Origin of the sequence: Kineococcus haloalkalitolerans, from assembly GCF_050871905.1 — a bacterium.
GTDB lineage: Bacteria > Actinomycetota > Actinomycetes > Actinomycetales > Kineococcaceae > Kineococcus.
Genome location: NZ_JBJLSH010000002.1, coordinates 60573 through 82360, shown reverse-complemented (window position 1 = coordinate 82360; position 21788 = coordinate 60573). Strand labels below are relative to the sequence as shown.

Annotated in this window: 22 protein-coding genes; 9 read left to right on the top strand and 13 right to left on the bottom strand. The window is 77.7% G+C overall.

Annotated elements, in window-relative coordinates; all coding sequences use genetic code 11:
• Window position 1: 1 nt before the first annotated feature.
• On the bottom strand, window positions 2-583 hold the full coding sequence (locus ACRYMY_RS01355; protein WP_432545472.1) for a TetR/AcrR family transcriptional regulator: 582 nt from the start codon (window positions 581-583) through the stop codon (window positions 2-4).
• A 104-nt stretch (window positions 584-687) separates the two neighbouring features.
• On the opposite strand from ACRYMY_RS01355, the gene ACRYMY_RS01350 reads away from it, so the two are divergent.
• Window positions 688-1476 carry an SDR family NAD(P)-dependent oxidoreductase gene (locus tag ACRYMY_RS01350; RefSeq protein WP_432545471.1) on the top strand — a complete coding sequence of 263 codons (789 nt, stop codon included), beginning with the start codon at window positions 688-690 and terminating at the stop codon, window positions 1474-1476.
• Here ACRYMY_RS01350 and ACRYMY_RS01345 read toward each other — a convergent pair.
• Both ACRYMY_RS01345 and ACRYMY_RS01340 read right to left on the bottom strand, forming a co-directional pair.
• Window positions 1408-2313, bottom strand: coding sequence for a cytochrome c oxidase assembly protein (locus tag ACRYMY_RS01345; RefSeq protein WP_432545470.1), 906 nt, complete (start codon window positions 2311-2313; stop codon window positions 1408-1410). The genes ACRYMY_RS01350 and ACRYMY_RS01345 overlap by 69 nt on opposite strands.
• A 32-nt stretch (window positions 2314-2345) precedes the next feature.
• Entirely contained in the window at window positions 2346-2837 is a 492-nt protein-coding gene (locus tag ACRYMY_RS01340; RefSeq protein ID WP_432545469.1) for a DUF2243 domain-containing protein, read from the bottom strand.
• A 189-nt stretch (window positions 2838-3026) separates the two neighbouring features.
• Here ACRYMY_RS01340 and ACRYMY_RS01335 point away from each other — a divergent pair, with 189 nt between their 5' ends.
• Window positions 3027-3713 carry a haloacid dehalogenase type II gene (locus ACRYMY_RS01335; protein WP_432545468.1) on the top strand — a complete coding sequence of 229 codons (687 nt, stop codon included), beginning with the start codon at window positions 3027-3029 and terminating at the stop codon, window positions 3711-3713.
• A gap of 6 nt (window positions 3714-3719) precedes the next feature.
• On the opposite strand, the gene ACRYMY_RS01330 is transcribed toward ACRYMY_RS01335, so the two are convergent.
• Window positions 3720-4181: an ATP-binding protein gene (locus tag ACRYMY_RS01330; RefSeq protein ID WP_432545467.1), complete on the bottom strand. Its 462-nt coding sequence runs from the start codon at window positions 4179-4181 to the stop codon at window positions 3720-3722.
• 152 nt (window positions 4182-4333) lie between these two features.
• Between ACRYMY_RS01330 and ACRYMY_RS01325 the strand changes: the two genes are divergently transcribed.
• Entirely contained in the window at window positions 4334-5563 is a 1230-nt protein-coding gene (locus ACRYMY_RS01325; RefSeq protein ID WP_432545466.1) for a saccharopine dehydrogenase family protein, read from the top strand.
• Between the two features lie 82 nt (window positions 5564-5645).
• Window positions 5646-6965: a cytochrome P450 gene (locus ACRYMY_RS01320; protein WP_432545465.1), complete on the top strand. Its 1320-nt coding sequence runs from the start codon at window positions 5646-5648 to the stop codon at window positions 6963-6965.
• A 217-nt stretch (window positions 6966-7182) separates the two neighbouring features.
• Here ACRYMY_RS01320 and ACRYMY_RS01315 read toward each other — a convergent pair whose 3' ends face one another.
• The 5 genes from ACRYMY_RS01315 to ACRYMY_RS01295 all read right to left on the bottom strand — a co-directional run bounded on the left by ACRYMY_RS01315 (window position 7183) and on the right by ACRYMY_RS01295 (window position 11895).
• Window positions 7183-7728 carry a GGDEF domain-containing protein gene (locus ACRYMY_RS01315; protein ID WP_432545464.1) on the bottom strand — a complete coding sequence of 182 codons (546 nt, stop codon included), beginning with the start codon at window positions 7726-7728 and terminating at the stop codon, window positions 7183-7185.
• 44 nt (window positions 7729-7772) lie between these two features.
• A complete protein-coding gene (locus ACRYMY_RS01310; protein WP_432545463.1) occupies window positions 7773-9140 on the bottom strand; it encodes a diguanylate cyclase domain-containing protein in 1368 nt (455 codons plus the stop codon).
• 166 nt (window positions 9141-9306) lie between these two features.
• Window positions 9307-10584, bottom strand: a complete 1278-nt coding sequence (locus tag ACRYMY_RS01305; protein WP_432545462.1) for an MFS transporter — start codon at window positions 10582-10584, stop codon at window positions 9307-9309.
• 278 nt (window positions 10585-10862) lie between these two features.
• Entirely contained in the window at window positions 10863-11402 is a 540-nt protein-coding gene (locus tag ACRYMY_RS01300; RefSeq protein WP_432545461.1) for a phospholipase A2, read from the bottom strand.
• 85 nt (window positions 11403-11487) lie between these two features.
• The gene (locus tag ACRYMY_RS01295) at window positions 11488-11895 is read right to left on the bottom strand and encodes a VOC family protein (RefSeq protein ID WP_432545460.1); all 408 of its coding nucleotides are present in this window, start codon (window positions 11893-11895) and stop codon (window positions 11488-11490) included.
• 104 nt (window positions 11896-11999) lie between these two features.
• Between ACRYMY_RS01295 and ACRYMY_RS01290 the strand changes: the two genes are divergently transcribed.
• Together ACRYMY_RS01290 and ACRYMY_RS01285 are read left to right on the top strand one after the other, a co-directional pair.
• The gene (locus ACRYMY_RS01290; RefSeq protein ID WP_432545459.1) at window positions 12000-12977 is read left to right on the top strand and encodes a helix-turn-helix transcriptional regulator; all 978 of its coding nucleotides are present in this window, start codon (window positions 12000-12002) and stop codon (window positions 12975-12977) included.
• Window positions 12978-13017: 40 nt separating this feature from the next.
• Window positions 13018-13695, top strand: coding sequence for a ThuA domain-containing protein (locus tag ACRYMY_RS01285; RefSeq protein ID WP_432545458.1), 678 nt, complete (start codon window positions 13018-13020; stop codon window positions 13693-13695).
• 18 nt (window positions 13696-13713) lie between these two features.
• On the opposite strand, the gene ACRYMY_RS01280 is transcribed toward ACRYMY_RS01285, so the two are convergent.
• Window positions 13714-15321 (bottom strand): methyl-accepting chemotaxis protein, encoded by a 1608-nt coding sequence (locus ACRYMY_RS01280; protein WP_432545457.1) that lies wholly within the window; start codon window positions 15319-15321, stop codon window positions 13714-13716.
• Window positions 15322-15535: 214 nt separating this feature from the next.
• On the opposite strand from ACRYMY_RS01280, the gene ACRYMY_RS01275 reads away from it, so the two are divergent.
• Window positions 15536-15958, top strand: coding sequence for an ester cyclase (locus tag ACRYMY_RS01275; RefSeq protein WP_432545456.1), 423 nt, complete (start codon window positions 15536-15538; stop codon window positions 15956-15958).
• Window positions 15959-15982: 24 nt separating this feature from the next.
• Here the strand turns inward: ACRYMY_RS01275 and ACRYMY_RS01270 are convergent, their stop codons facing one another.
• The 3 genes from ACRYMY_RS01270 to ACRYMY_RS01260 all read right to left on the bottom strand — a co-directional run bounded on the left by ACRYMY_RS01270 (window position 15983) and on the right by ACRYMY_RS01260 (window position 19146).
• The gene (locus tag ACRYMY_RS01270; RefSeq protein ID WP_432545455.1) at window positions 15983-16222 is read right to left on the bottom strand and encodes a hypothetical protein; all 240 of its coding nucleotides are present in this window, start codon (window positions 16220-16222) and stop codon (window positions 15983-15985) included.
• An 88-nt stretch (window positions 16223-16310) separates the two neighbouring features.
• On the bottom strand, window positions 16311-17096 hold the full coding sequence (locus ACRYMY_RS01265) for an MIP/aquaporin family protein (protein WP_432545454.1): 786 nt from the start codon (window positions 17094-17096) through the stop codon (window positions 16311-16313).
• Between the two features lie 97 nt (window positions 17097-17193).
• Entirely contained in the window at window positions 17194-19146 is a 1953-nt protein-coding gene (locus ACRYMY_RS01260; protein WP_432545453.1) for a S8 family serine peptidase, read from the bottom strand.
• A gap of 160 nt (window positions 19147-19306) precedes the next feature.
• Here ACRYMY_RS01260 and ACRYMY_RS01255 point away from each other — a divergent pair, with 160 nt between their 5' ends.
• Window positions 19307-20038, top strand: coding sequence for a GntR family transcriptional regulator (locus ACRYMY_RS01255; protein WP_432545452.1), 732 nt, complete (start codon window positions 19307-19309; stop codon window positions 20036-20038).
• Window positions 20035-21777: an allophanate hydrolase gene (gene atzF / locus ACRYMY_RS01250; protein WP_432545451.1), complete on the top strand. Its 1743-nt coding sequence runs from the start codon at window positions 20035-20037 to the stop codon at window positions 21775-21777. The genes ACRYMY_RS01255 and atzF overlap by 4 nt, the downstream gene beginning before the upstream one ends.
• Window positions 21778-21788 lie beyond the last annotated feature (11 nt).

The following is a 21788-nucleotide window of genomic DNA, read 5'->3' as shown; positions in this document are numbered from 1 at the left end:
GTCAGGGCTCGCGGGGGCCGAGCGCCCCGAGCAGGGTGCGGGTGAACAGCGCAGCCCGGGCGCGCACCTCCTCGGGGCCGCCGGGCGCCGGAGCGCCGAGCTCCGGAGAGGTCGCGGGCAGGCCGTGCACCTGCTCCAGCAGGGCCAGGCACACCGCCCGGCACCAGGCGCGGTCAGTGGCGGTGACGGCCCCGGCCCCGCGCAGGCGGTCGAGGAGCTCGTCGAGCCGCCCGATGACCTCCTCGCCAGGCGTGCCGGGCAGGCCGATCGCGAACCGGTGGCCGACCTTGAGCTCGAAGACGCGCTCCGCCAGGCGCCCCAGGGCAGCGCGCGGCTCGTCGGTGAGGGCCTCGGCGTCCTCGAACGCCTGCCGGTAGCGGTCCTCGAGACGGGCGCCGAGCGCCTCCAGGAGGGCGCCGCGGGTGGCGAAGCGGCGGTGGACGGTGGCGCGCGTCAGCCCGGCGGCGTCGGCGATGCGCTCCAGGGGGGCGCCGGGCTCGTCGGCGAGGACGGTCTCGGCGGCCTCGAGGATGCGCGCCGTGTTGCGCTCGGCGTCGGCCCGTAGCCGCTTCGTGCCCGTCACAGCGCCAGCCTAACGAGACAAACGAGACACCACTGTCACGGTTGACAGAAACGCGACAACGGTGTTGCAGTTGATGCTCCACCACTCGATCGAGGAGCAGAGACATGGACCTGCAGCTCACCGGCCGCCGCGTGCTCGTCACCGGCGCCAGCCGCGGCATCGGCCTCGAGGTCGTCCGCGCCTTCAGCGCGGAGGGCGCGCACGTCGTCGCCACGGCGCGTCGCCCCACCCCGGAGCTCGAGGCCACCGGGGCCGCCTTCGTCGCCGCCGACCTCGCCACCGGCGACGGCCCGCGACGGCTCCTGGACGCCGTGCTCGGGCAGGACCCGCGCCTGGACGTCCTGGTCAACAACGCCGGCGGCGGGGACGCGGCCCCGGAGTCCTTCGCCGACCCCGTCGACGGCGACGACGCGGCCTGGGCGGGCGCCCTCGCCCTCAACCTCCTCGCGGCCGTGCGCACGACCCGCGCCGCCCTGCCGGCGCTGCTGGCCGCGCGCGGGGCGGTCGTCAGCGTCAGCTCCGACACCGCGCGCCGCTCGATGGCCGCCCCGCTGCCCTACACCGCCGCGAAGGCCGCGCTCAACGCGTTCTCCCGCGGGCTGGCCGAGAAGGTCGGCCCCGAGGGCGTGCGCGTCAACGTCGTCAGCCCGGGCGGCACCCGCACCCCGCTGCTGGTGGGTCCCGACGGGTTCGGCGCGCAGCTGGCGGGTGCGCTCGGCGTGGCGCAGGACGCCCTGGTGGCGGACCTGCCGCGGCGCAGCGGGATGCTCACCGGCGAGCTCGCCCACCCCGCCGAGATCGCGCGCGCGGTGCTGCTGCTGGCCTCACCGCTCATGCCCAGCGCGCTCGGGCAGAACTGGGGCGTGGACGCGGGGTCGGTCAAGGTGGCCTGAGACCGCGGCGGCCGCCCGGCGGCGCTCGCGCTCCAGGCCGCGGCCGGCGGCCCGGTACCAGCCGGCGAACAGCAGGACGGCCAGCGCCAGCTCGACGACGTCCCCGCCGTAGCGCAGCAGCTGCCCGCCGGCGCGCACGTCGGCGGTGGCGCCGCCCGCCCCGGGCAGGCCGTGGGCGTGGACGGACGTGGCGACGACGGCGTGCCCGGCGGCCACCGCCACGAGCAGGAGCGCGCGGCCGGTGACGCCCGGGCGCCCGGGCACGGGGTCGGGGCCGACGAGGACGGCCGCGAGCAGGTACCCGGCGGCGGCCATGTGGACGTGGACGGCGACGTCCAGCGCGGGGTGCTGGTGGGCGGCGGTGTGCAGGGGGGTCAGGTAGTAGGCGGCCAGGCCGCCGACCTCCAGGACGGCGACGACGGGGGCGCGGGTGACCAGCCGCGCCCACCGGCCGTGCAGCAGCCGCACGAGCGCGGCGCGGGAGGCGCCGGACCCGGTGGGCGTGGTGCGCAGCAGCAGGGTGACGGGGGCGGCGAGCGCCAGCAGCGCCGGTGCGGCCATGACGAGCAGGAGGTGCCCGGCGACGTGGGTGGTGAACGGCCGCGGCGCCTGGGCCGCGCCGGCGGACACGGCGACGCCGACGGCGGCCAGCGCGCTGCCGGCGGTCCAGGCGGCGGTGCGGGCGGCCGGCCACTCGTCGCCGCGCCGGTGCAGCTGCGCGACGGCCAGGCCGTACCCGGCGAGCAGGACGGCCGCGCCGAGGGCGGCGGTGACGGCGGTGACGGTGACGGGGTCCAGCGCGCCGCCCCCAGCGCCGCCGCCGACGAGGGTGGTCACGGGGCCGCCGCCGGGCGCGTGCCCGTGCCCGCTCACCGGTCGGCGCGCCGGGCCCGCAGGAGCAGCAGCGCCCCGACGGCGATCCCTGCGACGGCCGCGCCGTTCCAGGCCAGGTCGTAGGGCAGCGGGTCGACGTCGTAGCGGACCTGGTGGATGCGCAGGAGCTTGTGCTGGACGAGCCCGTCGTACAGCTGGAAGGTGCCCCAGCCGAGCAGGCCGCCGCCGGTGACGCGCCGCACCGACGCGGTGCCCAGGCGGCGCAGGTGCGCGAAGAGGAACAGCCCGGCGACCACGGCGGTCCAGCCGACGGCGTGGAAGAGCCCGTCGGAGAAGATGCCGACCTCGCGGGTGGACAGGTCGTAGAAGTGGTGCCACTGCAGGAGCTGGTGGAAGACGACCTCGTCGATGAACGCGGCCACGCCGATCCCGACGAGGACGCCGGCCAGGACGGAGCGGCGGACGTCGGGGCGCTGCACGACGAGCCGGTCGTCGGCGGTGGTGCGGGACGGTCCGGGGTCGGTCACGGGGTCTCCCTGCTCGGGCCGGTGGGCGCGGCCCGCTGCTGGACCCCGGTGCCGGTCTCGCGCCGGCCGCCCCAGCGCACCGCCGCGCCCGCCGCCCCGCAACCGGGGCGGCGCCCCGGGTGGCCGGTGCGCCCGCGGGCCGGGACGCTGGCCGTCGCCCAGCACCCGCGAGCAGCCCCGGGAGTCACCGTGCCCCAGCCCGCCGTCGTGGTCCTCGACGTCAACGAGACCCTGTCGGACCTGTCACCCCTGGAGGGCGCCTTCAGCGACGTGGGCCTGTCCGCGGCCGACGTGCCGCGGTGGTTCACCGCGGTGCTGCGCGACGGGTTCGCGCTGTCGACGGCGGGTGCCGCGCCGCGCTTCGGCGCGGTCGCCGAGGGGGTGCTGCGGACGCTGCTGCCCGCTCCGGAGGGGCCCGGGCACGAGGAGGCCGTGCACCACGTCCTGGACGCCGTCGCCGCGCTGCCGCCGCACCCGGACGTGGCCGAGGGGGTGCGGGCGCTGCGCGCGGCCGGGCACCGGCTGCTGACGCTGTCGAACGGGCCGGCCTCGACCGCCGAGCGGCTGCTGGCGGAGGCGGGGGTGGGCGAGCTGGTCGAGGCGACGCTGAGCGTGGAGGACGTCGGGCCGTGGAAACCGGCGCCGGCGACGTACCGGTACGCCGCGGAGCGGGCCGGGGTGCCGCCGTCGGAGCTGGTGCTGGTGGCGGTGCACCCGTGGGACACCGACGGCGCGCAGCGGGCGGGGGCCTCGGGGGCGTGGGTGGACCGCGCGGGGCGGCGCTGGCCGGCGCACCTGCGCGCGCCGGACGCGCGGGTGACGGGTCTGCCGGAGCTGCCGGAGGCCCTGGCGGCGCTGCGCGGGCACCGGGGCTGAGGGCCCTCAGCCGCCCGCGGCGTCGACGGTGAACCAGGTGGTCTTGCCGCCGGTGGCGCCCTCGAGACCCGCGGCGGTCAGCGGTGGGGACGGGTGGCAGGTGCCGGGGGCGGCGTGCGGGGTGACGCCCCAGGCGCGCGCGAGGGCGTCGACGAGGTGCAGGCCGCGGCCGTCGGTGGCGTCGGCGGGGGCGGGCCGGGTGCGGGGGCGGCCGGCGCCGCTGTCGGCGACGGTGACGAGCACCTGGTGCGGGTCCGGCGGGGCGAGCGCGGCCGGGGCCCCGTCGGTGATGGAGACGACGATCCGTCCGCTGCCGTGGCGCAGGGCGTTGCCGACGAGCTCGCTGGTGAGCAGCTCGGTGGTGTCGGTGACGTCGCCGCGGAAGCCGTGCGCGGTGCACCAGGCGGTGACGAAGTGCCGGGCGGCCGCGGCGACGGACGGGTGGGCGTGCAGGAGCAGGTGGTCCACGGTTCCTCGAGGTGCGGCGCGGTCTCGACCGGCGTCGGGGATGATCGGTGTCCCCGTACAACACCACAGCGTCATCACATCTCACAACCAGTGACCGCGACTGTGATCGGACGGAGACCTCCGCCTGGCAGCCCCGGCGCCGCGCCCGCAGGATGGCGGCCGTGACCCGTGACCTGGACGTCGTCGTCTTCGGGGCCTCCGGGTTCGTGGGCCGGCTGGTCGCCGCCCACCTGGCCCGGCACGCCCCGCCCGGCACCCGCGTCGGGCTGGCCGGGCGCTCGCCCGAGCGCGTGCGCCGCGTCCACGGCGACCTCGGCCCCGCCGCGGCCGGCTGGCCGGTGCTGACCGCCGACGCCGACGACGAGGCGTCCCTGGCGGCGCTCGCCGGGCGCGCGCGAGTGGTCGTCTCGACCGTCGGCCCGTACCTGCGGCACGGGCTGCCGCTGGTGCGCACCTGCGCGCGCGCGGGCACCCACTACGCCGACCTGACCGGCGAGGTCCTCTTCGCCCGCCGCAGCGCCGAGGTCGCCCACGCCGACGCGGTCGCCTCCGGCGCGCGGATCGTCCACTCGTGCGGGTTCGACTCGGTGCCCAGCGACCTGGCGGTGCTGCTGGCCGCGCGGCGCGCCCGCGAGGACGGCGCCGGCCCGCTGCGCGAGGCGGTGCTGCACCTGGTCTCCGCGCGCGGCGGCGTCAGCGGCGGCACGGTCGACTCGCTGCGCCTGCAGCTGGACACCGCCCGCCGCGACCCGGCCGCGCGCCGGCTGCTGGCCGACCTGTACGCCCTCAGCCCCGACCGCGCGGCCGAACCCGACCTCGGCCCGCAGCCGGACGTCTTCCGCCCGCGGCCCGGCCCGGAGCGCGGCGAGTGGAGCGCCCCGTTCGTCATGGCCCCGCACAACACGCGCGTGGTGCGGCGCAGCAACGCGCTGCTCGGCCACGGCCCGCGGCTGCGCTACGCCGAGGACGTCGTGTTCCGCGGCCCGGCGGCGCCCGCGGCCGCGTGGGCGCTGACGGGCGCGCTGGGGGCGCTGACGGGGTTGCTGCGGGTGCGCCCGCTGCGCCCCGCGCTGGACCGGCTGCTGCCCGCGCCCGGTTCCGGCCCGGACGAGCGCACCCGCGAGGGCGGGCGGTTCCGGGTGCGGCTGGACGCGGTGACGGAGTCCGGGCGCCGCTACCGGGTCGTCGTGGCCGCGCAGGGCGACCCCGGGTACGCGGCGACGTCGGTGATGCTCGGCGAGAGCGCGCTGGCCCTGGCGCTGGACGGCGACCGGCTGCCGCCGGCGGCGGGTGTGCTGACCCCCGCCGCCGGGATCGGTGAGCGGCTCGTGGAGCGGCTGCGGGACAACGGGTTCACGCTCGAGGTCGAACCCGTCGGCTGAACCCCGGGGGTGTTCCCGACCTGCGGCCGGGCCGGGTCCGGGCGAGGATGGGACCTCGACGACCCCCGAGGAGGACCCCGTGGTGGCCCGAGCGACCGTCGCCGAGACCGTCGGAGTCGTGGCAGGGATCGTCGTCCCGCTGGTGGCGCGGGGCCTGATCGTCCGGCGTCCCCGGGTGACGGCCCTGCAGCAGCGCCTGGACGTCGACGCCCGCGCCGTCAAGCGCCTGCAGCGGCTGCGCCGCCGGTACGGGCCCGGGCCGCTGCGCCTGCGGATCCCCGGCCGCTCGCTGGCCGTGGTGCTCGACGCCCGCGACGCGCGCCGCGTGCTGGAGGAGAGCCCCGTGCCGTTCTCCCCCGCCACGCGGGAGAAGACCGCTGCGCTGCGGCACTTCCAGCCGCACGCCGTCCTCATCACCGATCCGCCGGAACGCCCCGGTCGGCGCGCGCTGAACGAGCGGGTGCTCGAACCCGGCCGCTGCCACCACCTGGGCGAGCACTTCGCGCGCGTGGCCGGCGAGGAGGTCGACGCCCTGCTCGCGGACGCCGGCGAGGGCGCGGTGGTCGGGTACGACGAACTCGTCCCGGCCTACTGGCGCACGGTGCGCCGGGTCGTCCTGGGCGACGGCGCCCGCGACGACACGCTCGTCACGGACCTGCTGAAGTCGCTGCGCCAGGACGCGAACTGGGCGTACCTCAAGCCCCGCCGCGACCGGGTGCGCGCCCGGTTCGACGCCGAACTGGCCCGCCACCTGGCGCGGGCCGAACCGCGCAGCCTGGCGACGCTGCTGCCCTCGGACGAGGTGGCGCGCGGGCAGGTGCCGCACTGGCTGTTCGCCTTCGACGCCGCCGCGATCGCGCTCGTGCGCGCCACCGCGCTGCTGGCCGCCCACCCCGCCGAACTGGCTGCGGTGCAGCGGGAGGCGGACGGCGGCGAGCGCGAGGACGGCGTCCCGCAGCACGCCCGCGCCGCCGTGCTGGAGGCCTTGCGGCTGTGGCCGACGACCCCCGCGGTGCTGCGCGAGGCGAGCGAGCAGACCCGCTGGGCCACCGGGACGCTGCCGGCCGGGACGAGCTTCTTCACGTACGCGCCGTTCCTGCACCGCGACGACGAGCGGCTGGCCTCGGCGAACTCCTACGACCCGTCGCTGTGGTCCGGCAGGCCCGCGGTCGGGAACTGGCCGTTCGTGCCGTTCAGCGCCGGGCCCGCCGGCTGCCCGGGTCGGGAGCTGGTGCTGCTGGTCACGGGCGAGTTCCTGTCCCGCCTCGTGGCCGCCCGCGGCCTGGAACCGGTCGCCGTGGCGGGGGTGCGCGAGGGCGCCGACCTGCCCGGCACGCTGGACCCGTTCGGCCTGCGGGTGCGGCTGACCGCCCCGCGCAGCGCACCGCTCGCCGCGGTCTGACGCCCGCCGCGGCCCGGCGACCACGCGGGAGCGGTGCTGGCGGCGGGGCTGTCGCGGCTGCTGCGCCTGCGCGGGGAGGCGGCCGTCGTCGGCCTGGTGGCCCCGCCCCCCTCACCACTTCCCCTCACCGTGATCTTGCTGGGATTCCCAGCAAGATCATGTTGATCACGGATAGGTGAGGCCTCACCCATCCGTGATCACGGCGGGAAGAAGGGGGTCAGGTGCCCGCGGTGCGCGGGCCGGTGCGTTCGCGCTTGGCCCGGTACATCGCCTCGTCGGCCGCGCGCAGCAGCCCGGTGACGTCGCGGGCGTGCCCGGGAGCGGCGGCCACCCCGATGCTGGCGCCGGTCAGCACGCTCGCGCCGTCCACGTCGTACGGCTCGCCCAGCCGCTCGTGCAGCGCCCGCGCCACCACCAGCGCCTCACCCGCACCGGCGCCGGGCAGCACGAGCGCCAGCTCGTCACCGCCGAGGCGCGCCGGGGTCGCGCCGGGCGGGGCGGTGACGAGGACGCCGGCGTGGCTCAGGGGCTCCTCGAGGGCCCGGCCCGCGGTCGACCCGGCGGCGGCCGCCGGGACCCCGGAGGTCAGCACCACCGCGCCGCAGTCGGGCCCGGCGGTGACCGCGAGGTGGACGACCACCGCGTCCAGCAGCGGCTGCAGCGGCTCGGGGCGGGTCTCGGCGATCCGCGTCAGGGCGCGCAGGAGCCCGGCGCCGGCGTCGTGGCCGCGCACCGGCCCGCCCACCGCGACCGTGGCCCGCACCCGTGGTGCGTCGACCGGACCGGTCCCGTCCTGGAGAGGACCGGTCAGCACCGCGCCACGGGGGCGGTGCGCGGCCCGGTGCGCTCGCGCTTGGCCCGGTACATCGCCTCGTCGGCCGCGCGCAGCAGGTCCGGGACGCCACCGGCGTCGGCGGGGGCGGCGGCCACCCCGATGCTGGCGCCGGTGCGCACGGTCGCGCCGTCCACGTCGTACGGCTCCAGCAGCCGCTCGTGCAGCCGGCGGGCGAGCACCACCCCGGCCGCCAGGGTCGCCCCGGGCACGGCGAGCGCCAGCTCGTCCCCGCCCAGCCGGGCCGGGGTCGCCCCGGCGGGCGCGGTGGCGCGCAGGCGGCCGGCGACCTGGCGCAGCAGCTCGTCGCCGGCGGCGTGGCCGAGGGTGTCGTTGACGCGCTTGAACCCGTCCAGGTCCACCAGCAGCAGCGCCACCCCCGCCGGGGCGGTGTCCTCCAGCGCCCGCAGCAGCGCCGTGCGGTTGGGCAGGCCTGTCAGGGGGTCGTGGAAGGCGCGGTGCTCCAGCTCGCGCACGTGGTCGGCCTCGGTGGCGCGCAGCCGGGCCAGCTCGACGATGCCGGGGCCCTGCACGGCCAGGCGCCGCGCCAGCGCGCGGTGGTGCTCGCTCCACGTGCGGGTGCGGGTGACGTCCCCGCAGACCACGGCGCCCAGCAGCCCGTCGTGGGCGAGGAGCGGGACGGAGGCGAAGCAGCGCAGCCCGAGGGTCTGGATGAACCCGCCGGGGCGCAGGGGGACGTCGCGGGCGTCGTCGACGAGGTCCGGCTCGCGGGTGGCCGTCAGCCGGCGCCAGGCCGGGGAGTCCGCGGCGGTGGTGCCCACGACCCGGCGCTCCAGCGCCTCCTGCACGTCGGCCGGCAGGCCCACCCCGAGCACGTGGGTGGCGCGGGTGCCCGCGTCGACGAGGTGGACGGCGCTGCGCTCGGTGGCGAAGACCGCGCTCGTGACCTCGGCGAGGACGCGCGCTGCCGCCTCGACGCCCACGGCGCGCGCCGCCCGCTCGAACAGCTGGGTGCCGGCGGTGGCGGTGCGCTGCGCCCACTGGCGCGCGGTGCGGTCGTCGACGGCGGCGGCGAGGTGGTGCTCGAGCGCGCGCACGGCGCGGGCGTCGAGCAGGCGGGGGGTGCCGCCGTGCCAGCGCAGGCGTCCGACGGGGCGACCGGCGCGGCGCAGGGGGCGCTCGCGGACACCACCGGGCGGCCCGCCGCCCGCGGCGGCGAGGACGACCGCCCGCCCGGCGGGGTCGGCGCCGACGACGTCCACGCGCCGCACCCCGGCGGCGGCGGCCGCGTACCGGGCGACGGCGTCCAGCGCGTGCGGCAGGGGGTCGGGCTCCTCGGCGGCCGTGCGGGCCAGCTCGTCGAGCAGGTCCTCGCGCAGCACGCCCAGGGGGTCGCCCGAAGGCTCGCCGCCCGTCCCGGGGCGTGCGGCCGGCGTCCCCCGCCGGGTCTGCGCAGCTCGCACCCCTGAGAGGTCGGGACGCCGGCGCGGCGACTGGATGGTCCGTCCGGCGGACGCCCGGCCGGGGGTGCGTGCGCGATCGCGACCGTCATCCGCCGACACGCCGTGACGAGGACGCCCCCGGACGGCGTGCCGCGCGATGACGGTCGCGATCCCGTACGCCCGCGGCCGAGCGCGCGGCCACGGCGGCCACACCGGCGACGGCGGCCAGCACGAGGAAACCGCCGGTCAGCGAGGTGGCGGCGGCCACGGCGCCAAGGACGACGGGGCTGACGGCGGACCCGAGGCCCTTGGTGACGGAGTCGGCGGCGGTGACGCTGCCGCGCAGGTCGGGGTGGCGGCCGACGAGCACCGCGGGGCTCAGCGGCATGAGCACCCCGAGCACCACGCCGAGCAGGGCGAGGACCACCAGCAGCGCCGCCGCGGCCCACGCCCCGCTCGCGCCGACGACGAGGCCGAGCACCGCGCAGGCCACGGGCAGCGCGGGGTACGTGCGGGCGAACAGCGTCCCGGCGCCGGTGCGGGCGAGCAGCCGCTGGTTGAGCAGCGACCCGGCGAACACGCCGGCGGGGATCATCACCGACAGCAGGACCCGCTGCCACAGCGGCGGGCTCAGCTCCTCGCTGAGCAGGCTGACGGCGTAGTGGGCCGCCTGGATCGCCCAGCCGACCCCGCCGGCGGCGGCCAGGACGAGCGCCGTGCGGGGCACCCGCAGGGCCGCGCCCGCGTCGGTGAGCACGACCCGCAGGCGGGTGCCGGCCGTGCCGGTGGTCGCGGGGGCGGGCGGCAGCCGGCGGGCGATGGCCGGCGCGAGGAGGAGCACGAGCAGGCCGTAGCCGACGACGGTCCACGACCACAGCCGCGGCTGCCCGAGGCCCGCGGCGGCGGCGCCCACGCCGAGGCCGACGACGGCTCCGACGCTGGTGAACGTCTGCAGGCGGGAGAACCCGCGCTCGCGGGCGGTGCCGTGGCCGCGGTTGGCGTCGGCGACGGCGACGGCCGCGCACAGCAGCAGGGCGCTGTTGGCGAAGCCGGTCAGCACGCGGGCGACGACCAGCCCGGTGAACCCGGGGGCCAGCAGCAGCGAGGCGGACAGGACGACGTTGGCGGCCACGGCGACGGGCAGGACCCGGCGCGCGGGCACGAGGTCGAACAGCGGGCCGAGGACGACGGTGGCGAGCGCCGCAGCCGCCGGGTAGACGCCGACGGTGACGCCGACCTGCCCGGTGCTGAGGCCGAGCTGGTCGCCGAGGACGACGGAGACGGGGGTGAAGCCGAGCTGGGAGACCGGTGACAGCAGGACGAGGAACCCGGGCAGGACCCCCAGCCGCGGCCGTCCGGGGTCGTCCGCGGTCCGGTGGGGCACGTCCCGACCCTACGGAGGTCGCTCCCCCACCGCCCCCCAGCGCTCCGCACCCCCACCGCCCACCTCCGCCGTGATCACGGACGGCTGAACGCTCACCCGTCCGTGATCACGGCGAGGACCCGGCCGCTCCTCCGCCACCCGCGCCCGCCCCCCTCCGCGGTGATCATGGATGTTTGAACGCTCACCCATCCATGATCACCGTGATCTCGCTGGGTTTCCCAGCAAGATCACAGCAGGAAGGAGCGGGGCGGGAGGACCGGGCGAGGGCGGGGCGGGGGTCAGGCGGGGTCGCCCGCGGCGCGGTACCAGGGGCGGGAGACCGTGCGCACGGCGCGGTGGTAGACGACGGCCGCGGCCCGGCAGGCCAGCGCGAGCGCCCCAGCCGGGCCGAAGGCGACGGCGCAGGCCGCCCGCAGGTCGACGAGGAACGCCTCGTCGCAGACCAGCCGGGCGGTGCTGCCGGCCGGGGAGTAGCAGGCGTCGTGCCCCGCGCAGGCGGGCCGGAAGTCGGCGCCGAGGAAGCTGTCGGGCGAGGACGTGCAGTAGTCGGTGGTCGGCACCGCGGGGGCGCCGAGGAACCGGACGCCGGGCGCCGCGGCGGAGCCGGCCGCGGCGGGCACGGGCGTGTCCGGCGCGCCGGGAGCGGCGCGGACCGACATGTCCGAGCCGTCCGGCGCGGTCCAGGTGTAGGTCAGCCCGTCCACCGTGAAGGACACCGCCGCGGGCGGCGGGGCCACGGCTGCGGCGGGCGCCGCGAGGCCCACCCCCGTCAGCGCGCACGCCGCCACCACCGCTGCCGCCACCGGTCCGCTGCGCACCGCGCCCCCTCGCCACGTCTCCCCGGACGCTCGTGACTGTGCCACCGCGGAGCGTGGACGACCCGGTGGCGCGCGGCGCGGCTCCTCAGCCGGCTGCCACGTCGAGGACCCAGGTGACGCCGAAGCGGTCGGTGAGCATCCCGTACAGGGGCGCCCACGCCGACGGCGCGAGCGGCACCACGACCACCGCCCCCTCGCCCAGCGCCTCCCACAGCCGCTGCACCTCGGCGGGGTCGTCCCCGCGCAGGGAGACGAAGAACGGGTCGGTGCCGCGCTCCAGCGGCCGGGCGGGCGGCACGTCGTAGGCCATGACGCGGAACCCGCTGGGGGCGGACACCTGCCCCCACACGACCTGCTCGGCCGGGGCGGCGTCGGAGCCGAGGTCGCCGTAGGTGGCGACGGTCAGCTCCCCCCCGGTGGCCGACCGGTAGAACTCCAGGGCCTCGCGCGCCCGGCCGCGGAAGTTCAGGTGGGTGGTGGTGGCGACGCTCATCGTGGTCCTCCCGTCGTCCGGCGGGACCTCCCCACCGGCACGGCACGACGTTCGCAGCGGTGGCGGTCAGGTCCTGTCCTGCACTCCGCGCCACACTCGGCGAGGTGAGCGCCCCCTCCTCCCGCCTGCTGACGCTGCTGTCGCTGCTGCAGGCGCGCCGCGACTGGCCGGGGGACGCGCTGGCTGACCGGCTGGGCGTCAGCCCCCGCACGGTGCGCCGCGACGTGGACCGGTTGCGGGAGCTGGGCTACCCGGTGCGGGCGGTGATGGGCCCGGCCGGCGGGTACCGCCTGGAGGCGGGCGCGGACCTGCCGCCGCTGCTGTTCGACGACGAGCAGGCCGTGGCGCTGGCGGTGGCGCTGCAGGCGGCGGCGACGGGCGGGTCCGGGGTCGCGGAGGGCGCGGCGCGGGCGCTGACGACGCTGCGGCAGGTGATGCCGGCGCGGCTGCGCGGGCGCCTGGACGCGGTGCGGGTCGAGGCGGTCGCCGCGCCGGGCGCCGGGGACGTGGACCCCGCGGTGCTCGTGGCGGTCTCGACGGCCGTGCGGGCGCGGGAGGTGCTGCGCTTCGACCACGAGCGCCCGGGCGCCCCGGCGGACCCGACAGCGGCGCCGCGGCGGGTGGAACCGCACCGCGTGGTGGCGCGCGCGGGGCGCTGGTACCTGCTGGCGTGGGACCTGGACCGCGACGACTGGCGCACGTTCCGCCTGGACCGGGTGCGCCCGCGGGTGCCGACGGGCCCGCGGTTCGCACCGCGGGAGGTGCCCGGCGGGGACGCGGCGGCGTTCGTGGACGCGCGCCTGCGCGGCAGCACGGGGACCGGCTGGCCGTGCACGGGCCGCGTCCTGCTGGACCTGCCGGCCGCGCGGGTCGCCGCTCTCGTGCCGGACGGGTCGGTGGAACCGGTCGCCGAGCACCGCTGCCGCGTCGTGCTGGGCTCGTGGTCGTGGACGGGGCTGGCGGCGCGGCTGGCGGCGTTCGACGCCGACGTGGTCGTGGAGGACCCGCCGGCGCTGCGCGGAGCGCTGACGCGGGTGGCCCGCCGCCTGGCCGCCGCGGGCGGGGAGGACGGCCTCCCGTAGCGTCGGCGCGAGGACCACCGCGACGACGAGGGGGACGACGATGGCGGCACGGGCGCTGGTGCTCGTGGGACGTGGCCGGTACCAGGACCGCTGGCACGACGACGCGGCGACGGGGTTCCGGGTGGCGCAGGTGCTGGCGGGCAGCGGGCTGGAGGTGGACGTGCGCGGCACGTCGCCGGGCGCGCTGGAGGGCGTGGACGGCGTGGACCTGCTCGCGGTGGTCGCCGGCACGGGCCGCACGGACCCGCAGCACGACGGCGACGACGCGGCGTGGGCGGGTTTCCACGCGCGGCTGGCGCAGCTGGTCGTGGAGGAGGGGACTCCCCTGCTGGCGCTGCACCAGGCCGCGAACACGTTCCGCGACGCGCCCGGCTGGGTGCCGCTCGTGGGCGGTCAGTGGATCGACGGCCTCTCGATGCACCCGCCGATCGGCCAGGCGGTGTTCGAGCCCGTCCCGGGCGAGGACCACCCGGTCCTGGACGGGCCGGTCACGGCGTTCGACGAGCGGTACTGCCTGCTGCAGCTGGAACCGGGCGCGCAGGTGCTGATGACGACGCGGCACGAGGACGTCGACCACCCGGTGGTGTGGGTGTCCGGCGGGCCGGGCCGGGTGCTCTACGACGCGCTGGGCCACGACCCGCGCTCGTACGACAGCCCGTCGCGGCGGGAACTGCTGCGCCGCGAGGCGGACTGGCTGCGGGGTCGCGCGGACGGCTGAACCGCGCCGCCCAGGACCTCAGACGCGGAACGTCCCGACGGCCTCGCGCAACCGGCTCGCGGTGTCCTGCAGCGCTTCCACGGACGAGCGCACCCGCACCAGGTCGGCGCGGTCGGTGGCGCTCGCGCCGGCGACCCCGGCGAGGACCCCGGCGATCTCCTGGGCGCCGCCGGCCGCGCCGGCGACGGTGCGGGCCAGTTCACCCGTCGTGGCGGTCTGCTCCTCCACGGCGGCCGCGATGGTGGCCTGGTGGTCGTCGATGCGGGCGATGACCTCGGCGATGCGGCCGATGGTGCTGGCCGCGTCGTCGCTGCCGCGCTCAATGGCGGCGACCTTGCGGGTGATGTCCTCGGTGGCGGCGGCGGTCTGCTGCGCCAGCTCCTTCACCTCGCCGGCGACGACGGCGAAGCCCTTGCCCATCTCCCCGGCGCGCGCGGCCTCGATGGTGGCGTTCAGCGCGAGGAGGTTCGTCTGCTCGGCGATGGCGGTGATGGTGCCGACGACGCTGGCGATGGCGCGGGTGGCCTCGCCGAGCTCGGCGACGGTGGCGCGGGTGGCCTCGGCCGCCTCGACGGCCTCGCGGGCCACGGACGCCGACTGCGCCATGCCGGAGGAGATCTCGTTGATCGCGGAACCCAGCTCGTCGGCGCCGGCGGCGATGGTGGCGACGTCGGAGGAGACCGCTCCGGCGGAGCGGGCGGCGCGCTCGGCCTCGCCGGCGGTGCGCTCGTTGGCCTCGGCCAGCCCGCGGGCGCGGCCGGTGAGGTCGTCGGCCATGGCGGCCACCTCGCGGGCGCCGGCGGCCACGTCGGCGACGGTGCGCCGGGTGGCGGTCACGGCCGCCTCCAGGGCCTGCGACATCTCGCGGAACTCGTCGCGGCCGTCGACGACCGGCGCGACGGTGAGGTCGCCGCCGGCGACGCGGCGCAGGTCGTCGCGGGTGCGGCGCAGCGGCCCGACGACGCTGCGGGTGAGCACCACCAGCAGGAGGACGGTGAGCGCGGCGGCCAGCGCCAGGGTGGCGACGACGAGGGCGCGGCTGCGGGCGGCGGCGTCCTCGGCGGCCGCGGCGGCGGTGTCGGCGCGGGCGGTGACGGAGGCGGTCAGCTCGTCGGTCAGCTCGAGCAGCTCGCCGTAGATCGCGTACCCGGTGCCGATGATCTCCGTCTCGGCACCGGTGAGGTCACCGGCGCGGTAGCGGGCGACGGCGCGCTCGTCGGAGGCGAAGTAGTCGCCCCACAGCGCCTCGACCCGCCCGGCGAGGGCGCGTTCCGCCTCGGTCATGAGACCGGTGGGCGCGGCCGCCAGCGACTCCTCCAGCCCGGCGCGGGCCTGGAGGAAACCGGCGCGGTTGTCGCTGGTGGCCTCGACGGCCTCGGCGGGTCCGGCGCGGTAGGAGTCCCACGCGTAGGCGGTCTGCCAGCCGGTGACGTCGGCGTTCCAGAACCGCTGCTCCTGCACGTACCCCACGACGCGCTGCAGGTCGCGCTGCTCGTCCAGCGACGCCGACTGCCGGGCGATGCCGACCAGGGCGGTCGCGCCGGTCGCGCCGAGCAGGGCGAGGACGACGCCGAAGGCGAGCGCGAGGCGCGCGCCGACGCGCAGGCGGCGCAGCGTGGACGACATGGGCGGTGTCCTCCTGGGACCCGGTGCGGGAGCGGTCCCGTCCCCATCGGCACCCGCCGCCCGGTGCTGAGGCGGGCCTTGACGCGGGCTCGCGCCAGGAGGACCGTTCCGGTGCGCGTGAGGGCCGGGTGGTCGACGACGACGAGCCCGGCTGAGGCCGGACGCCTCCCGTTCCACCGCGGCGGTGGCAGGTGCCACCAGGCAGGAGGACGACATGTCCGTCGACACCAGCACTGGACTGTTGCAGGAGTACGTGGACGCGCTGCTGAACGGCGGCGACTTCGCGAGGTTCTTCACCGACGACGTCGTGTGGACGACGGTGGACACCGGTGAGCGGATCACGGGCCGGCGGGCCGTGGCCGACCACATCACCACCCTGCACACGCGGGTCTTCGACGCCCGGCCCGAGGTGCGGGCGATGGGCGCCGTCGGCGACCACGCGTTCCTCGAGGCCGACTTCGTGGGCACCCACACGGGCCGCTTCGGCGACCTCGAACCGGCGGGCGCGCGGGTGCGCGTGCCGTACTGCGTCGTCTACGACCTGACCGGCAGCGGGATCTCGGCGCTGCGGTTGCACATGTCGATGGCGACGCTCGTCGGCCAGCTGCAGGCCGGCTCGGGGACGCCGACCGGGTAGGACGGGGGCGCGAGGACGGCGGCGTCAGGCCGGCGGCTCGGTCCCCGCGCCGCCGTCCGCTGCGCCGCCGTCCTGGGCGCCGTCCTGGGCGCCGTCCTGGGCGTCGGGCTCGGCGTCGGGGTCGTCGTCCACGCCGAGGACGGGGTTGTCGTCCTCCTGGAGCACCTTCTGCTCCAGGCCGTCGACCAGCTCCTCCAGCCGCTCGGACCGCGTGCCGGCGTCGGCGGGGTCCTGGCCGTCGGGTCCTGCGGTGGGCTCGCTCACGTGCTCCTCCTGGTGCGGGGCGTCGGTGGTGCTGCCCCCCGAGCCTGCCGGTGGACCCGCGGTCGCGCGCGGTGGGGCGGGCCGGCGGTCAGGAACCGCCCTCTGGGGACGGTGCCTCCGCCGGCGCGAGCAGCCGCGCGTAGACGACAGCGGCGAGGACACCGCCGACGACGGGCGCCAGCAGGTACAGCCAGAGGCTGTCGAACTGCCCGGAGACCACGGCGGGGCCGAGGGCGCGCGCCGGGTTGACCGCTCCCCCGGTGACGGGGGCGCCGACGACGACGCACACGGCGAGGGCGGCACCGACGGCCACCGGCGCGACGGCGGCGTGGACCCGCTCGTCGGTGGCCACGGAGATCACCACGAGGACGAGGACGAAGGTGATGAGGGCCTCGACGAAGAACGCCCGTCCGTCGGAGACGCCGTCGGCGGGGACGGTCGTGGACGGTGCGACGACGTCCGGGCCGGTGCCGCTGTGGGCGGCCCACACGGCGAGGGCGGCGAGCACGCCGCCGGCGAGCTGGGCGACGAGGTAGGCGGGGACGGCCCGCCAGGGGAAGCGGCCGGTGGCGGCCAGCCCGAGGGTGACGGCGGGGTTGAGGTGGCACCCGGAGACGTGGCCGAGGGCGGCGACGAGGGCGGTCAGGGCGAGGCCGAAGGCGAGGACGATCGCGAGCAGGTCGTAGACCGGCGGGTCGCTGAGCGCGGCCGCGACGGCCGCCGCGGTCCCGGCCAGGACGAGGACGAACGTGCCGGCGAGCTCGGCCGCGCCCGAGCGCAGCAGGTCCTCCCCGGGGCGGCTGCCGTACAGGCCGTGGCCGCGCTCGGGCCGGGCGGTGGTGCCGGTGCTGCCGTCACCGGTGGGCGTGCTCATGCGGGCTCCTCGCGAGGGGTTCTGCGGACTGCAGACCCGTGCCCGCGGAGAGCGCGGGTGAAACGTGCGGACGGGGCCGGGTGCCGCTCGGCCCCGGTCAGCGCCAGGTGGTGGTGACCGCCCGGGTGGCCCACGAGTACGTCATCGACCCGCCCTGGAAGTCCTGCCGCACCCCGCCCGGCACGGGGTACTCCCCGCTGCGCGGGTACCCGAGCCGGCCGTTCTCCCAGCCGGTGGCACCCCACGCCCGGCGGATCTCCCCCTGCACCACGTGCGCGCCCGTCGCGGGCGACCAGTACACCGACCCGCCCTGGAACGCGGTGAACGCCCCGCCGCGCAACGGGACCTCACCGGTGGTGGGGAAGCCCAGCGGGCCCTGGACGCCACCGCTGGCGTTCAGGCGGTCCAGGATCGCCCCGCGCACCTCGCGGGCACCCGTGGCCGGGGACCAGGCGAGGATCCCGCGCTGGAACGCCTGCACGACCCCGCCGCGCACGGCCCGCTCCTCCCCCACGGGGAACCCGACCGGGGAGGTGTGCGCGCCCAGCCGCTGCCACTGCGCGAGGACGTCGCCCACGACGACCTGCGCGCCGCCGGCCGGGGTCCACCACACCTGCCCGCGCTCGAACGTCGTGAACGCGCCGCCGGGGACGGCGACCTCCGAGCTGGTGGGCCAGCCCAGCGGGCCGGTGTGGCCGCCGGCGGCGCGGTAGCGGGCCAGGATCGCGCCCTTGACGTTCACGGTGCGGCCGTCGCGGGTGTAGTCCGCGGACCCGTCCGCGCGCGGGGTGACCGACGGCGTGGACGGCTTCGGCGTGGGCGTGGGCGTCGGCGTCGGCGTCGGCGTCGGCGTCGGGCGCGCGGCGGTCGCGGCGGCCGTGACCGCGGCGGCGGCGTCGAGGGTCCCGCTGCCGTACCCGGCGCCGGCGACCCAGCCGGCGGGCCGGCGGGCGGTGCGCACGAGGACGTCGCGCACCTGCGCCGGCGTCGCGGCGGGCCACACCTGCTTGACGAGGGCGGCCGCGCCGGCGACCTGCGGGGCGCTGAACGAGGTGCCCGTCCCCAGGACGTAGGCGGAGTCGGAGTCCACGCCCGCCCCGAGGACCCCGTTCCCGAACGCGGACAGGGCCACCTGCGGGTTGTGCGTCGCCCACCACGACGCGCTCTCGTCGGCCTCGGTGGCCGACACGGACACGACGCCCGGCAGGGCCGCCGGGTACTGCACGGCGTTGTCCTGGTTGGCGGACCCGCTGGGGTTCTCGCGCGGGTCGGTGCGGCTGGCGCCGCCGTTGCCCGCGGAGGCGACGACGACGATGCCGCGGGCGAGGGCGGTGTCGACGGCGGAGGCGATGACGGAGCTGTACCCGCCGCCGAGGGACATGCTGACGACCGCGACGTCGTTGCCGGGCACGCCGTCGTCGAGGGTGGCGACGGCGCGCAGGACCCCGTTGGCGATGGCAGCGCTGGGGCAGCCCTCCACCACGCACACCCGCACGGGCAGGACGCTGGCACCCGGGGCGACGCCGGCGGCGCCGCGGCCGTTGCCGGCGCGGGCGGCGACGACGGAGCTGACGAGCGTGCCGTGGAACTCCGACGGGTCGGCGGGCAGGCCGGTGGTGTCGATCGCGGGCAGCAGCGCGCCGCGCAGCTCCTCGTGGCTGGCGCGCACCCCGGTGTCGAGGACGGCGACGACGGTCCCCGTCCCGGTGGCGGTGCTCCACGCGGCCTGGGCGCGGTTGAAGCGCAGGGGGTTGACGGTGGGGTCGGCCAGGCCGGGGTCGAGCGCGGCGAGCCGGTACGTGGTGGCGGGGGCGGTCTCGACGACCTCCGCGGCACCGGCGGCGTCGACGGCGTCCTGGACGGCGCCGTCGACGGCGGCCGCGCTGGGGGCGGTGACCTCCTCGACGGTCAGGGTGCCGTCGGCGTGCTCGAGGAGGACGTCGACCGTGACGGGCGCACCCGCGGCCGAAGCGGCACCGGCCGGTGCGGCCAGCGCCACCACGGGCGCCAGGGCGAGAGCCCACGCCAGCGTCCTGCCCCTGCGCACCACGTGCCACCCCTGTCCTCGTCCGAGCCTGCCGGGTGAGCATCGGGCCGCGCGAGGCCCGCGGTGAGCACTGTTCACCCGTTCGGCGAGAGCGGGTGAGACGTAACACGAGCGACACGGCACGTCACGTGGAGGAAACCTGGATACGTGAATGTATCCAGCCATGGACACAGCGATGCCGGAGCAGCTCGCGGACGAGGGCCGCCGGGTGCCGGCCCGGGAGCGCGTGTACCGGCGGCTCCGGGACGAGGTCATGTCGGGTCTGGTGTCGCCGTTCGAGCCGCTGACCGAGGAGCGGGTCGCCGATCGGTTCGCCGTCTCGCGCACCCCCGTCCGGGACGCGCTGACCCGGTTGCAGGCGGACGGTCTGCTCGTGAAGCACGGCAGCACGCTGTTCGTCTACACGCCCAACCACGTGGAGCTGACGGACCTGTACGAGCTGCGCGTCACCCTGGAGCGGCGCGGGGTCGAGCGGGCGATCGAGGACCCGACGGTCCGGCACGACCCGGCGGTCCTGGAGCCGGAGCTCGAGCGCTGGTACGCGATGCGGGAGGCACCCCCGGAGCCGGACGCCGGCTTCGTCGCCCACGACGAGCAGTTCCACCTGACGCTGCTGCGCAGCTCGGGCAACGCCCAGCTCGTCCAGGTCCTGGCAGGGGTGAACAGCCGCATCCGCTCCGTCCGGATGCACGACTACCTCACCGCGGACCGGATGGAGGCGACGATCCGCGAGCACGTCGAGATCGCCGAACTCGTCCTCTCCAGTCGCCTCCCCGCCGCCCTGGACGCGCTGCGGCAGCACGTCGGCGCGTCGCAGCAGGTCGTGATGTCACGCGCGGCGCAGTCCCTCGCCATGACCCGGATGGCCCACCAGAACCAGGAGATCCGCCCGTGAGCACCCCCCGCCCCACGCCCGTCGAGGCCGTGCGCGCCGCGTACCGCCGCCTCGCCGCCGACGAGGACCCGCAGGTCTGGATCACCCTGCGAGCCGAGGAGGCGGCGCTCGCGGACGCGCGCGAGGTCGAGGCCGCGCTCGCAGCCGGTGGCGCACGCCCGCTCGCCGGGCTCGTGTTCGCGGTCAAGGACAACATCGACGTCGCCGGCCTGCCCACGACAGCCGCGCACCCGGCGTTCTCGCGCACCCCGCAGCGGACCGCCACCGCGGTCCAGCGCCTCTTGGACGCGGGCGCGGTCGTCCTCGGCAAGACGAACCTCGACCAGTTCGCCACCGGCCTCGTGGGCACCCGCAGCCCCTACGGCGTGGTGCGCAGCGCCGTCGACCCGGACCGGGTGTCCGGCGGCTCGAGCGCCGGTTCCGGTGCCGCGGTGGGGCTGGGCCTCGTGGACTTCTCCATCGGCACGGACACCGCCGGTTCCGGGCGCGTCCCCGCCGCCTTCAACGGCGTCGTCGGCCTCAAACCCACCCTCGGCCTCGTCCCGGCGGACGGCGTCCTGCCCGCGTGCCCGTCCTACGACACCGCCACCGTGTTCGCCCGCGACCTCGTCCTGGCGACCACCGTGCTGCGCACCATGGCGGGCCCCTCGGACCTGGACCCCCGCAGCCGCTCGTGGCCGGACACCGCACCGCTGGCCGCACCGGGACGGCCCGTGGTCGCCGTCCCCCGTCCCGACGACCTGGCGGTCCTCTCACCCGCGGCGCGCGCCGCGTTCGACGCCGCCGCCGCACGGCTCGCCGCCACCGGCGCAGTGCTCCGCGAGGTCGACCTCACCGTCTTCACCGACGCGGCGAAGCTGCTCTACGACGGCGGTCTGGTCGCCGAGCGGGCGTACTCGTTCGGCGCCTTCCTCGCCGACCACCCGGACGGCGCCGACCCCAGCGTCGCCACCATCGCGGAGCGGGCCGGCCGGGTCGACGGAGTGGCCGTCGTCGCCGACCAGCAACGGCTCGTCGCGCTCACCGCGCAGGCGCACCGGGTCCTCGAGGGCTGCACCGCCCTGCTGGTCCCGACCGCACCGGAGCACCCCCTCGTCGAGGACGTCCTCGCACAGCCCCTCACCGTGAACTCCCGGCTGGGCACGTGGACGAACTTCGTCAACCTCATGGACATGACCGCGGTCGCCGTCCCGGCGGCCCACCTGCCCGGAGAGGGTGCGTTCGGGGTCAGCGTCGTGGCGCGGGCCTTCGAGGACCAGGTCGTCCTCGACCTCGCCGGGCGTCTGCTCGACGTGCCCGTCACCGAAGTCTTCGACGACGCCGTCCCGGTCGCCGTCTTCGGCGCCCACCTCACCGGACAGCCGCTCAACCACCGCCTGCAGGAGCTCGGAGCCCGGTTCGCCGGACCCGTCCGCACCAGCGACGCCTACCGCATGCACGCCCTGCCCGGCGAACCAGCGCGCCCGGTCGTCTCCCGGGTGGGGGCGGGTGCGGGCCGCCCCCTGGACGGTGAGCTCTGGCTCCTCGGCCGGACCGCGCTCGGCCACCTCCTCACCGAGGTTCCCCAGCCCCTCGCCCTCGGCCGCGTCGAGCTGGCCGACGGCCGCTCCGTCGTCGGGTTCACCGGCACCCCCACCCCGACCGCCACCGACATCACCGACCACGGCGGCTGGCGGCAGCACCTCGCCACCCTCGGGCAGCACGCCCAGCGGGACCGCTCCACCCTCCAGCCCGCCTGACACACCTCCTC